The sequence below is a fragment of the Marivirga arenosa genome, from assembly GCF_030503875.2.
GTDB lineage: Bacteria > Bacteroidota > Bacteroidia > Cytophagales > Cyclobacteriaceae > Marivirga > Marivirga arenosa.
On the sequence record NZ_CP129968.2, the window covers coordinates 1,481,271 to 1,494,336 of the forward strand.

A 13,066-nucleotide genomic window follows, 5' to 3' on the forward strand; every position below is an offset into this window, starting at 1 on the left:
CTAATAAATATTAAAAGTTTTAGTGATGCTTAATTGGTAATTCCTTCCTGGCATGGCAAAGCCTGAATACAGGAAATATTCCTGTTCTAATACATTTTTAATCTTTGTGGATATTTCCCAATTTTTTGGAGTCCATGTCAGACCAATATCTGTTAGATAAAAAGGGGATAAAGAAAATATTTCAGAGTTATTACTAGTGGTATAAACTCTACCGGTTAGTTGATGAAAAGTATTAAAAGAAAAGTTATGTTTCCTAATAGAAAAAAAGGCTGTCGCTTTATTTATAGGTGTATATATTAATTGTTTTCCAATTTCAGTGGGATTCACCTCTGAATCCATTACGGTGGACGAAGTATAACTATATTGAAGGTTTGATTTTACTTCAAAATCAGAAGGAAATACCCATTTAAAATCAGTACTAATTTCTATTCCTTCGGTAAGTACTTGCTTTATATTTCTAGGACTCCAAATATTGTTTATTGTCGGCACCCATTGAATCCAATTATCAACTAAATTATGAAAAGCTGTAATTGTAGATTTTACTTTTAGGTCAGTGAATTTATGATTAGAATTCAATGAAACTTCTTTATTCCATGCTGTTTCTGATTTTAGATTTGAGTTACCTGACTCATTCCAAAATCGATCATTTAATGTGGGTACTCTGTAGTTGTAAGATGAATTCAGTTTTAATTCTAATTGATGCTTACTTTGATCAATAATTTTTGATGAAATTCCCGCATAAGGTGAAATTGGAATATTTTGTTTTGGAATATATTGTTGCCTTAAATGAAGCGCATAATTGATTTTCGGATTAATTTGCCCTGAAAGCAATGCTTTTAAACTGTAACGTTGCTCAAGCGCCTGACCGTTTTCATAATTCTGATTAAAAGCTTCAATATGATTATATCGAGCTGATATTTTTAGCTCATGAGAATTCAAAAAATGAATTTTATAATCTGAAAAGCTCTCCCATCTATTTACTTTATAATAAGAAATCGCATCATTCAGTCGATAATCTAATTCATCAATAAAATAGCCTGTTCCGACATTTAGGAAACCATTTTTTAAATTCTTTTCATAATTAAGGTGCGTCCGTAAGTTATGATCACTTTGTTCATTTACGTCCCTACTTGATCCAATAGGAGCTTGAATTTCTCTGAAGTTGTCATTATACCAAATTGATAACTTTATGCTCTCTGTATTTCTTATTTTGTAACCAATGCTCTGATTTATCCCCCATTTACTATAGGCAGCGTTCTCTTGAAGTTCACCAGTTTGAAGTATTTCAAAATCATTTTTTGCATTGGTAAAATAAGTTCGGGTTGAATAGGCCCATTTTTCATTACTTCCTGAAGCATTGATATAACTATTTGAAAATCCAAAGCTTCCAACTTCCTGATTAATTTTAATCTGGTTGGCAGCTTTATAGCTTAAATTGTTTTCTAATAATACTGCACCTCCAAATGCCCCACTACCTCCCATACTGCTTCCACTTCCCGGAATAATGGAAATCTCTTCAATTGCTTGAGTAGGAATTAAGGAGAAATCAGTTTGTCCTAAAGTATAGTTATTGATGTTGAAGTTATTCCATAGAACAGATGTTTGGCTAGCACTGGTACCACGGAAAGCAATGGTTGAAAGCATTCCATTGCCATATTCTTTAAAATAAATGCTACTATTTTGTTTTAATACTTCACTAATATTATTTCCATTGTAAAATGAAGTAGCTTCTATTTTAGGCAATATAATTGCATTCCCACTTAAAAATTGTTTTTCAAAATTACCATTAACGGAAATTTCATTCAAAAGTGGAATACTATCATTCTCCTGTGCCTGCAATACGTTCGTAATGCAGGCTAAAATTAATAAAACACCTAATCGCATATCATTTTTTTTAATGCGACCACGGTCAAAATCAGATGTAAAAAAGTGTGCTATAAGCTTTAGTACATTCCTGACCTTTCACCCGAAAGTCGAAATCAATTTGAGCTATGGCAGGTCTCCTGACTCGTCCTTAAAGTAGCGGCCTTCCCATACCGAAAATCGGCACAGTGGCAAGGGGATTGTACTTTAATAAAAATTGGACTTACAGTTGCGGGGACAGTTTCGGACTTTCAATTTTTAAAGATTGATCACCGAATTCCCTTTTAATTCTACAGCATATTGATGATGTAGAAACCATAATTCTAATGCAAATGTAGATAAAAGGCTTTGAACTAACAAATGATTATCTTGAACCTGTCTGTCTTAGTTATTTTCGATTTGTTTGATTGCAGAGGGCATTCTGAATTGAATGATAAGTGAGGATATAATGGTTAAGATAGCTATTAAAATGATAGCATATTCTACCCCTAATAAATCTGCGGTGATTCCAGAAATAATAGCACCAAATGCATAACCTAAGTCTCTCCATAGTCTAAAAGTCCCAACACTTTCGGCTCTTTGTTTAGGGCTTGTGGCTTGAGCTATTGTAGATAAAAAGGTAGGGTAAACCAAGGCTGTTCCTAATCCTAATATGGCTGATAAACCAGCAAGTATCGAAAATGAACTACTATAAGGAATAAAGAAAATAGCAATGCCTTGCATTAACATTCCCCAGAATAGCATTCCTTTTTTTGAATAATGGTCGGACATTTTTCCTGTAAATAGTTGACCAATTCCCCATACAGTAGGATAAATAGCGGTTATAACTCCAATATTTTCATTATTAAAACTTAGATTCAAAAGGATCATAGGTAGCAGTCCCCATATCATACCATCATTTAAATTATTTATTAAACCTGCTTGTGTTACTGAACTCAGAGTTTTGTTTTTAAAAGTTGTTTCTACGAAAATATTTTTAAGTTCTGTGGTTTTGTCTGTCCCACTTTCTTTGTGAACAAAGTCACGGGTGTCCTTCACCCAAATAAGTGTTAATATAAAACCTACAATGGACAAGAATATTCCTATGTAAAAAGGATAGGGAGTAACTCCATAACTATTCGCAATATAGCCAGTGAAAAATGCTACTATACCTACCGCAAAATAGCCTGCAAACTCATTTAACCCCATAGCGAAGCCCCGGTCTTTTTCGCCAACTAGGTCAATTTTCATGACCACAGTGCTGCTCCAGGTTAATCCTTGGCTTATTCCTAATAGGATATTAGCGAAAATAACAATTGCCCAGTTTGGAGCATAAATAAGTATAAAAGGGACTGGTATAGCTATGAGCCAGCCAATGAGTAATAAATTTCTTCTTCCAATTTTATTTGCTAGTCTGCCCGTATAATAATTGGCAATGGCTTTACTAATTCCAAAAGCTGTGATGAATGAAAGAATCGCAGTTTTTGAGGCTACACCAAATTCCAATTCTGCAAACTGAGGAAAAATGCTTCTCTCCATTCCAACCATGCCTCCTACAAAAGCATTCACAATAACTAATAATGTGAATTGTTTCCAATTTTGTTTTAAACCTAGCTGTATATCATTCATGGAGAAAGAGGCTTTTTCAGGCAAAGATTAAATTTCTTCTTATAATTATCTGTAATCAATGTGACATTATTTATCTGCTAAGTGTTGATTAAAAAAGTTTTGATTGTCTAGAGTATAATGAAAGATTCATATTGTATGTAGGAAGAGAATTTTATAAAGTAATCCTTTAGAAAAATAAGAATAGGTTAATGCTCTAATTTATTAATATTTCTGTTATCCATTAAATTCTTTATTCCTCAAACTGAAAATTTGTGTAAGCATTTTGTAATTCCCTTAAAGCATGGTGTTCACCATTTTTCTGTGCTACTGAAATTCCTTTTTGATAAATTTCATCTGCGGTATCTCTATCGAAAAATTCAGCATATAAAGCTGCAGCATGATAATAGGTGCCGATGTAATCTTCATGTTTTTTTAATAATTCATCAAAAAGTTCTTTTGCTTTTTCAGGAGCTTCTTCTTTGTATTCTGTGGCTAAAGCATAAATAATAAAAGGATCATTAGGTGATTCTTTACGAAATTTACAGAGCTGAGCTATTCTATCCTCATTCATTCAATAAAATCAATTTTTATTTTTTTCAATTATACTTAACTTCGAGCCTTAATATCAGTTATACATAATAAATCTTCAAATTATCTTAAATAAAATTGTTTAAGATTCAGAACTAAAAACTTACATATTTTATGAAAATATTAGTTTGCATAACGCACGTGCCGGATACTACGGCTAAAATTTCATTTACTGATGATAATACAAAATTTAATTCAGATGGTGTACAGTATATCATAGGCCCTTATGATGACTATGCTTTAGCCAGAGCTGTTGAATTAAAAGAGGCAACAGGAGGTACTGTTACAGTATTAAATGTAGGAACTTCAGAAACTGAACCAACTATCAGAAAAGCCCTAGCTATTGGTGCTGATGATGCTATTAGAATCGATGCTGAACCATCTGATTCATTCTTCGTGGCCGAACAAATTGCTAATCATGCAAAAGATGCTGGTTATGATTTAATTATGATGGGTAGAGAGTCTATCGATTTTAATGGTGGTATGGTTCATGGCATGGTAGGCGAATTGTTAGGATTACCTGCAATTTCTCCAGTTATGAAATTAGATATAGAAGGACAAACTGCTAAGCTTGCTAGAGAAATCGAAGGAGGTAAAGAATATTTAGAATTAGATTTGCCTTTTATCGCAGGTTGTCAAGAGCCAATTGCAGAATGGAAAATTCCTAACATGAGAGGAATTATGTCTGCAAGAAGTAAAAAATTAGAGGTTATAGCTCCTTCTGATGCTTCCGAAGCTGTTAAATTACAGAAATACGAGATGCCACCAGAAAAAGGTGAAGTTAAAATGATTGATGCCGACAATGTGGAAGAGTTGGTGAAATTGTTGAAGAATGAAGCTAAAGTAATTTAAGCAATCTTTCATTTTTCATTTAATCATTGTTGAACGAAATTATATTAAAGAAATGTCAATATTAGTATTTATAGAACACGCTGAAGGCGAAATTAAAAAATCATCATTAGAGGCTGTATCCTATGCGGCAGCAATGGGAGAAGATGTAACAGCAATAGCAATTGGCCCGATAGACGAGTCAGTTTTAAAATCAGCTGGATCGGCTGGTGCTTCAAAAGTATTGCACGTAGCGGATGACAAATTAGAAAAAGGATTAATTCAGCCTTATGCTAAGGTTATTGCTCAGGCCATGGAAAAAGAAGGAGCTAAAACTTTAGTATTAGCAAAATCATCTTTAGGCGATCCTGTTGCAGCTAGAATTGCAGCAAAATTGAAAGCTGGTTTTGTATCAAATGTTGCAGATTTACCTGATACTTCTGGCGGATTTACGGTTAAAAGAAGTATTTACACAGGTAAAGCTTTCGCAAATGTAGAAATGACTACAGAGTATAAAATTATTGGTATCAAAAAGAATGCTGTTGAATTGAAGCAGGATGGTGGAGATGCTACTGTAGAGGCATTTGAGCCTACTTTAGAGGATTCAGATTTCGGTGTTAAAATTACCTCGCAAGAAAAGCAAACTGGTGAAATTTTATTACCGGAAGCTGAATTAGTTGTTTCTGGTGGTAGAGGATTAAAAGGTCCTGAAAACTGGGGTATGATTGAAGATTTAGCAAAAACATTAGGTGCCGCAACAGGATGTTCTAAGCCTGTTTCTGATATCGGATGGAGACCTCACCATGAGCACGTAGGGCAAACGGGTGTAAAAGTTTCTCCCCAATTGTATATTGCGGTAGGTATTTCAGGTGCAATTCAGCACTTAGCGGGTGTTAATTCTTCTAAATATATATTAGTAATCAACAAAGACGAAGAAGCACCATTCTTCTCAGCAGCTGATTACGGTATAGTGGGAGATGCATTTGAGGTAGTGCCAAAATTAACTGAAGCAATTAAAGCAGCACAAAACTAAAATTCACTTGTGGATAAAATCAAATTAGAAATATTAGGTTTATCATCTAGCCAGTCACAATCTGGTTCATTTGCATTGGTTTTAGGGGAATCTGAAGGTAGCAGAAGATTACCAATTATCATTGGTATGTTTGAAGCTCAGGCTATTGCTATCGAAATAGAAAAGATTGTACCTAACAGACCTATGACACATGATCTTTTTAAATCATTTGCTCACAGCTTTAACTACTCGGTTAAAGAAATAGTGATATCGGATTTAAAAGAGGGAGTGTTTTTTGCAAAAATCGTTTGTGATAATGGTATGGAAACAGTTGAGATTGATAGTAGACCTTCTGATGCCATTGCAATTGGAATTCGATTCGATGCTCCAATTTATACGTATGAGAAAATAATGTCAGAAGCAGGAATTGTTTTATCAGATGATAAAGATGAAGATGATATTTCTGAGTTGAAAAAACCCGTAGAGAAATCTTCCTCACCTTCAACTTCAACACCACAATCAAAATCTGATTTTGATAAATTGAAAAATATGTCAATGGATAAGCTGAATGAATTGTTGGAAAAAATGATTCAGAGTGAGGATTATGAAAAAGCTGCTAAAATTAGAGATGAAATAAATAGAAGGAATTAATAATTCATCTGCTATGCAATAATGAAAAGAGGTCTCGATTTCTAAAAATCAGACCTCTTTTTTTATATTTTTCATTTAAATCTTCATTCTGATAAAGTATAAATTAAAAGTAAAATACTTTCTTATTTCATACGCTTATCATCAAATTATACTAAATTTACGGTCGCTTAAAAAGATGCATCTTTGAGTTATTTGATGATCTTTTCAGCTATCATAAAAGTCTAAGTAGTAACAATGAATTTCTCTGCATTTCTTGCACAACATCCCGTTTTTGAGCTAGTTAAAAAAAGCGCCCAATCTTTAGGTGTGGAGGTCTACATTGTTGGAGGTTATGTTCGAGACCTTATTTTGAAAAGAGCATCAAAGGATATTGATTTTGTTTGCGTAGGTAGCGGAATTGAATTAGCTAAAGAAATAGCTTCGAATATAGGACCGAATAAAAAAATTCAAATTTTCAAAAACTTTGGTACTGCTAGCATACTTTATAATGATTTAGAATTAGAATTTGTTGGAGCTAGAAAGGAATCCTATCAAAGGGATAGTAGGAAGCCAATTGTAGAAGAAGGTACCCTAGAAGATGATCAAAATAGAAGAGATTTTACCATAAATGCATTAGCAATTAGCCTTAATGAGGAGAATTACGGTGCATTAATTGATCCATTTGATGGGGTTAAAGATTTAAAGAAAAAGCTTATCAAAACACCATTAGAGCCGGATGTTACTTTTTCTGATGATCCATTAAGAATGATGAGAGCAGTTCGTTTTGCAGCTCGGCTTAATTTTGATATCGCTCCAAAAACCTTTGATAGCATTACAAAAAATGCAGAACGATTAAAAATCATTTCTGCAGAAAGAATAATTGATGAATTGAATAAAATCATCATGGCAGAAAAGCCTTCATATGGCTTTAAATTACTTTATCATTCAAAATTATTAGAGCAATTCTTTCCTGAGATGGTAGAATTGCATGGTGTTGAGGAAAAAAATGGCTTTAAACACAAAGATAATTTTTATCATACTTTACAAGTTTTAGATAACACTGCTGAATATGGTGGAGACCTATGGTTAAGATGGGCAGCTATTCTGCATGATATCGCTAAACCAGCGACAAAACGATTCAATCCTAAGCAAGGATGGACCTTCCACGGACATGAAGATAGGGGAGCTAGAATGGTGCCTAAAATTTTTAAGCGGTTAAAACTGCCCTTAAATGAAAAAATGAAGTACGTACAAAAGTTAGTACTACTTCATTTAAGACCTATTCCTTTAGTAAGAGATAATATTACTGATAATGCAGTAAGAAGGTTGCTGTTTGAAGCGGGTGATGATATTGAGGACTTGATGACCCTATGCAGAGCTGATGTTACCTCTAAAAACATGAATAAGGTAAAGCAGTTTAGGGCTAATTTTGATAAGGTTGAACAGAAGATGAAAGAGGTTGAGGAAAAAGATCAGGTTCGTAATTTTCAGCCGCCTGTTTCAGGTGAAGATATCATGAAGGCCTTTGGATTATCTCCTTGCAAAGAAATTGGAATTATCAAAAGTGAGATCAAAGAAGCCATTTTAGATGGCAAGATTCAAAATAATAGGGAAGAGGCTTATCAGTTTATGCTAGATGTTGGTCGAAAATTAAACCTAATTAAACTATAAATATTTAATATTTAAAGAGTTGGCACAGAATTGGCCGCTTCAAATTTAACTAGATATGAAAATGAAAAGATTTACTCAAGTATTCTTATTGTTGTTAACCTTGTCAATGTTTGCTTTTAGCTTTGAAACAAAAGCTCAAGATGAGGAGGATATAAAAAGAGCAAAATTTAAATACAACAGATCAGTTCGTTATAACGATTTTCAATCTGCTAAAAATGCTATTTATGATTTAATGGCTCTTCAGCCCAATAATGCATCATATATTGATTCCTTAGCTTATATATATTTTGAATTTAATCAATTTGCTTCTGCGGCTTTGGCTTCAAGAGATGCATTATCTGTAAATCCTAATAATCAAATGATGTTGCAAATCAGTGCGCAAAGTTTAGACAAGCTTGGAGCAGTAGATCAATCCTTGAAAATGTATCAAAGATTATACAATATTACAGATGATGCATTTGTATTATATGAAGTGATTCAAAAACAATATGCTTTAAAAAAATATGATGATGCAATGCTAAATATTGAATTGCTTTTAGGAAAACCGATAGTAGATGGAAGCAAGGTATACGTTAATAATTCTGATGGAAATGAAATACAAGTTCCCTTCAAAGCCGTGATCTTTAACATGCAAGGATCTATAGCAAAAGCTAAAGGAGATGAGGAATCTGCAAAAAAATATTTTAATAATGCATTAAAGCTAGCCCCTAACTATGCTTTAGCTAAAGAAAATTTGAATACTGGTAACTAATTTATTTATTTACAGATTGATTTAAATAAAGAATCACCCAAATTAATTTATTATGAAGCTATTAAAAATTACCCTTTTATTTATTTTCTTACTTTCTAATATTAGCGTTTTTTCTCAAAGATTAAGTGGTGATAATTATGCTACTGCAAAAGCAGCTGGAAATGGCACCGTTACTTTTACTTATGTAGAAACACCTGGCTTTGTCTATAAAGATCAAAGTGGTAAACTAACAGGAGTATGTGTTGATATCATGAATGATTTCATTCAATATGTAAAGCAAAATCACGGCATCAATTTAAATGCACGTTTCCTTGGGAATGGAAGTAGCTTCAGTGCTATGTATAATGGTGTTAAAAATGCTAAAAATGGTGTTTTTGGTTTAGGAAATATCACGGTTACTGAGGCAAGAAAGAGTGAAATTCTTTTCAGCCCTTCATTTATTACCAACTTTGCGATTTTAGTTACCCATAGTAGTGTGCCTACTCTAGGCTCTATGAGTGAGATTTCTCAAAAGTTCAATGGGTTTACAGCTTATACTGCTAAAGGAACCTTAAATGAGAAAAGAATTAATAATTTAAAATCTGATTACTATCCTGACTTAAAGATTAGCTATGTGAATTCAAGTCCTGCGGTTTTGGATAAAATTTTATCTGATAAAAAGTCATTATCATACTTGGATTTAGCTTTTTATTTAGCTGCAGTAAAAGAAAGAAAACCTTTAAAAAGACACCAGGTAGGAGATGAAGGTTCTGAAGAGTTTGCATTTGTAATGCCTAAATCAAGTGATTGGCAGCCTATCATAGAAGAGTTTTTCAATGCAAATGGAGGTTATAAAAACACAACAGAATACAAGAAAATTTTAGTAGATCATTTAGGTTTATCAGCAGTAAAATTGTTAGACTCTGCTAGCGAATAATTTAGGAGATATAAATTTCATGAGTACTAAAGAAGATTTTAAATATTGGGAGAAGTTTTTCCAATCATTGCAGATGACTTATTATAGCTTATTGGCTGTACCATTATTTATGTTTGCAATTGTATTTCTTAGAGCCGAAAATGGTAGTTCTAAAATATTAAGTATTTCTCCCAGTATTGAAGATACAGTGGTATTAATAGTAACTGTTTTAGCTTTAGTAGAAATTTTAGCGCTTCATTATATAACAGCTAGAAATTATAAGGAAGCTGCAAAAGGAGAAAATCTTTTGTTCAAAATGAAGAAATATAGAAGTGCTACTATGGTTAAATATGTTGGTTTAGCGATATATCAGATCATAACAGTGATTGTTTTCGGTATGACCTATCATAATGGATTAATGGGATTATTTACTGGGCTATTATTATACAGTTCATTTTTCAGACCTGAACTCCCAAATGCGAGAAAAGCATTGAAGCTTACTAAAGAAGAATATCAAAAAATTGATTATAAAACAGGATTATTGACTTGATAAAGAGGCTTTCATTTGAAAACCTCTTTATCAAGTCATAGGGTTTTGATAATTACCTCGTAAGTAGCTTTTATATTCAAAGTTCCTGAAACGGAACAATACTTTCCTGTTGCCAACTCTACCAACTTAAGTAATTCGTTTTCTTTCAAATTATTTGAAGTAGCTGTAAAAATCATATGAATGCTTTCGTATGCTTTTGGATGTTCTTCTCTTCTTTTTCCTATGGTTTCAACTTGAAGATCGATTAATTCCTTTCTTCTTTTCTTAATCATTTCTACCAAATCAACGCATGCACAAGATGCTAAAGCAGCTAAAAGACTCTCCATAGGGGCAAAGTAGTCTTTATCCTTAGAATCATACATATCAATATTTAAGATATTACCCGATTCATTCTTGCTTTCATACTCCTTCGGAGCTAGCATATTTGTTATTACTCGCATTCCTTCTTTTTTAATTGATTTTAAGTTTAAAAATATCAGCTATATACTAATTGATTGCCCAAATTGTTATGGTTTTTAATGGCTGCAAATCTACAATCTTATCTATAAATTAATAAGTCAATAACTTAATAATTCATTTACTGTAAGATTCGATAAACTTTTTCTACTTTAGAGAAAGCCTAAAGCCTTCAGAATGTTACAATTAATAAAAGATGACCCTTGGTTAGAGCCTTATGAATCAGATATTCAAACAAGGTTTAATTATTATAAAGATGAGATTGACAGAATTAAAAAGGAATACGGTGGCTTAAAAAAGTATGCCAGCCTTGATGATCAACTTGGATTTCATAAAATTAGAAATGGATTTATTTATAGAGAATGGGCACCTGGTGCAGAGGCTTTATCATTGGTGGGTGACTTCAATAATTGGGATAGCGATTCTCATAAGATGATTAGAAAAGAGGGTGGTATTTGGGAAGTTGAAATTTCAAAAGATTCTGGACTTAAGCACTTGTCTGCAGTTAAGGTAAGAATAACCTCTGCTAATGGTATTCATGACAGAATTCCTGCCTTTATTAAATATGCTACTCAAGATCAGGAGAGTTATGATTTTACTGGCAGAATCTGGCAACCTTCCAGTGAGTATAAATGGTCTGATCAAGATTTTGATTTAGATGCCGTTAAGAATCCAGTTATTTATGAATGCCACCCAGGAATGGCTCAAGAAAAAGAAGGGGTGGGGACTTTTGAAGAGTTTCAAGAAAATATCTTACCAAGAATTAAAGACTTGGGATATAATTGCATTCAGTTAATGGCTGTGGCCGAGCATCCTTACTATGGTTCCTTTGGCTATCATGTAGCCAATTTTTATGCGCCCTCATCTCGGTTTGGTACGCCTGATGATTTAAAGTCATTAGTTAATACTGCGCATAAAATGGGTATTGCAGTTATTATGGATGTTGTGCATTCGCATTCAGTAAAGAACTTTGCAGAAGGCTTAAATGATTTTGATGGCACTAACAATCAATATTTCCATGAAGGAGGTAAGGGATATCACACAGGTTGGGATTCTAAATTGTTTAATTATGGGAAGGAGGAAGTATCAAGGTTCTTATTATCTAATTTGAGATACTGGTTAGAAGAGTTTCATTTTGATGGATTTCGTTTTGATGGAGTGACTTCCATGCTATACCATCATCATGGTGATCATGTGAGTTTTGATCATTATGATAAATATTTTAAGGATGGTGTAGATTGGGATGCAGTTCGCTATTTGCAATTAGCTAATACTCTAGTGCATACTATAAAACCCAAAGCCATTACAATAGCTGAAGACATGAGCGGTATGCCTGGAATGTGCCAACCTATCGAAAATGGAGGGCTAGGCTTTGATTATCGTTTAGGTATGGGAATTCCTGATAATTGGATTAAATGGTTAAAGCATAAAAAAGATGAAGAGTGGAATGTGCAGGAAATATGGAATGTATTAAGTAATAGAAGATATAAAGAAAAAACGGTTGCATATGCTGAGTCGCACGATCAGGCTATGGTGGGTGATAAAACCTTGGCCTTTTGGTTAATGGATAAGGAAATGTACTGGCATATGGCCAAAGGAGATGATAATTTAATCATTGATCGTGGCATAGCTTTACATAAAATGATTCGTATGGTTACAGCTGCAGCTGGTGGAGAGGCATATCTAAACTTTATTGGTAATGAATTTGGGCATCCTGAATGGATGGATTTTCCGAGACAAGGAAATGACTGGAGTTATAAATATGCTAGGAGGCAATGGTCACTTGTCGACAATAAAGAATTAAAGTATCACTACCTAAATGATTTTGAGAGTGATATGCTCCATTTATTAAAAAGTGAAAATGTACTAAATGCTTCACCTGCTAAACTTTTAAATATAGATGAGACTAATAAGGTTTTAATATTTGAAAGAGCGAATTTAATATTTGTATTTAATTTTCATCCTAATAATTCTGTTCCTGATTATGAATTTTGGGTGACTAAGGCAGGGGATTATACGTACTTGTTGAATAGTGATGATGAAAAATTTGGTGGACATAATCGTTTAGATTCAAATACAGTGCATCATAGTTTTAAAAAAGAGGGAGGGGATTTTATTAAAATTTACTGCGTGAATAGAACTGCTATTGTATTAAAAGCGAAGTAACGTCTAGTGGATAATTAATTTGAACTGATTATTGGCTATTTGTTAAATTTGCATTTCAATTAAATTAAT

General features: G+C 33.1%; 12 protein-coding genes and 1 riboswitch. Of the genes, 8 read left to right on the forward strand and 4 right to left on the reverse strand.

Annotated elements, in window-relative coordinates:
- From QYS47_RS06430 to QYS47_RS06440, 3 genes are all read right to left on the reverse strand, one after another.
- A complete protein-coding gene (locus tag QYS47_RS06430) occupies window positions 1-1,884 on the reverse strand; it encodes a TonB-dependent receptor plug domain-containing protein (protein ID WP_322348096.1) in 1,884 nt (627 codons plus the stop codon).
- 92 nt (window positions 1,885-1,976) lie between these two features.
- Window positions 1,977-2,198, reverse strand: a riboswitch (cobalamin riboswitch).
- 49 nt (window positions 2,199-2,247) lie between these two features.
- On the reverse strand, window positions 2,248-3,471 hold the full coding sequence (locus QYS47_RS06435) for an MFS transporter (protein WP_322348097.1): 1,224 nt from the start codon (window positions 3,469-3,471) through the stop codon (window positions 2,248-2,250).
- Between the two features lie 229 nt (window positions 3,472-3,700).
- A complete protein-coding gene (locus tag QYS47_RS06440; protein ID WP_302127192.1) occupies window positions 3,701-4,021 on the reverse strand; it encodes a tetratricopeptide repeat protein in 321 nt (106 codons plus the stop codon).
- Between the two features lie 131 nt (window positions 4,022-4,152).
- Between QYS47_RS06440 and QYS47_RS06445 the strand changes: the two genes are divergently transcribed.
- The 7 genes from QYS47_RS06445 to QYS47_RS06475 all read left to right on the forward strand — a co-directional run bounded on the left by QYS47_RS06445 (window position 4,153) and on the right by QYS47_RS06475 (window position 10,375).
- Entirely contained in the window at window positions 4,153-4,890 is a 738-nt protein-coding gene (locus QYS47_RS06445) for an electron transfer flavoprotein subunit beta/FixA family protein (RefSeq protein ID WP_322348098.1), read from the forward strand.
- Window positions 4,891-4,942: 52 nt separating this feature from the next.
- A complete protein-coding gene (locus tag QYS47_RS06450; RefSeq protein ID WP_302103998.1) occupies window positions 4,943-5,899 on the forward strand; it encodes an electron transfer flavoprotein subunit alpha/FixB family protein in 957 nt (318 codons plus the stop codon).
- Window positions 5,900-5,908: 9 nt separating this feature from the next.
- A complete protein-coding gene (locus tag QYS47_RS06455) occupies window positions 5,909-6,529 on the forward strand; it encodes a bifunctional nuclease family protein (RefSeq protein WP_308357302.1) in 621 nt (206 codons plus the stop codon).
- Between the two features lie 234 nt (window positions 6,530-6,763).
- Window positions 6,764-8,179, forward strand: a complete 1,416-nt coding sequence (locus tag QYS47_RS06460; protein WP_322348099.1) for a CCA tRNA nucleotidyltransferase — start codon at window positions 6,764-6,766, stop codon at window positions 8,177-8,179.
- Between the two features lie 55 nt (window positions 8,180-8,234).
- Window positions 8,235-8,930, forward strand: coding sequence for a tetratricopeptide repeat protein (locus QYS47_RS06465; RefSeq protein ID WP_322348100.1), 696 nt, complete (start codon window positions 8,235-8,237; stop codon window positions 8,928-8,930).
- A gap of 52 nt (window positions 8,931-8,982) precedes the next feature.
- Window positions 8,983-9,846: a substrate-binding periplasmic protein gene (locus tag QYS47_RS06470; protein ID WP_302104001.1), complete on the forward strand. Its 864-nt coding sequence runs from the start codon at window positions 8,983-8,985 to the stop codon at window positions 9,844-9,846.
- 19 nt (window positions 9,847-9,865) lie between these two features.
- On the forward strand, window positions 9,866-10,375 hold the full coding sequence (locus QYS47_RS06475; protein ID WP_302127188.1) for a hypothetical protein: 510 nt from the start codon (window positions 9,866-9,868) through the stop codon (window positions 10,373-10,375).
- A 35-nt stretch (window positions 10,376-10,410) separates the two neighbouring features.
- Here QYS47_RS06475 and QYS47_RS06480 read toward each other — a convergent pair whose 3' ends face one another.
- Window positions 10,411-10,815, reverse strand: a complete 405-nt coding sequence (locus QYS47_RS06480; RefSeq protein ID WP_302104003.1) for an OsmC family protein — start codon at window positions 10,813-10,815, stop codon at window positions 10,411-10,413.
- A gap of 193 nt (window positions 10,816-11,008) precedes the next feature.
- On the opposite strand from QYS47_RS06480, the gene QYS47_RS06485 reads away from it, so the two are divergent.
- Window positions 11,009-12,997 carry an alpha-amylase family glycosyl hydrolase gene (locus QYS47_RS06485; RefSeq protein ID WP_322348101.1) on the forward strand — a complete coding sequence of 663 codons (1,989 nt, stop codon included), beginning with the start codon at window positions 11,009-11,011 and terminating at the stop codon, window positions 12,995-12,997.
- The last annotated feature ends 69 nt before the right edge of the window (window positions 12,998-13,066 follow it).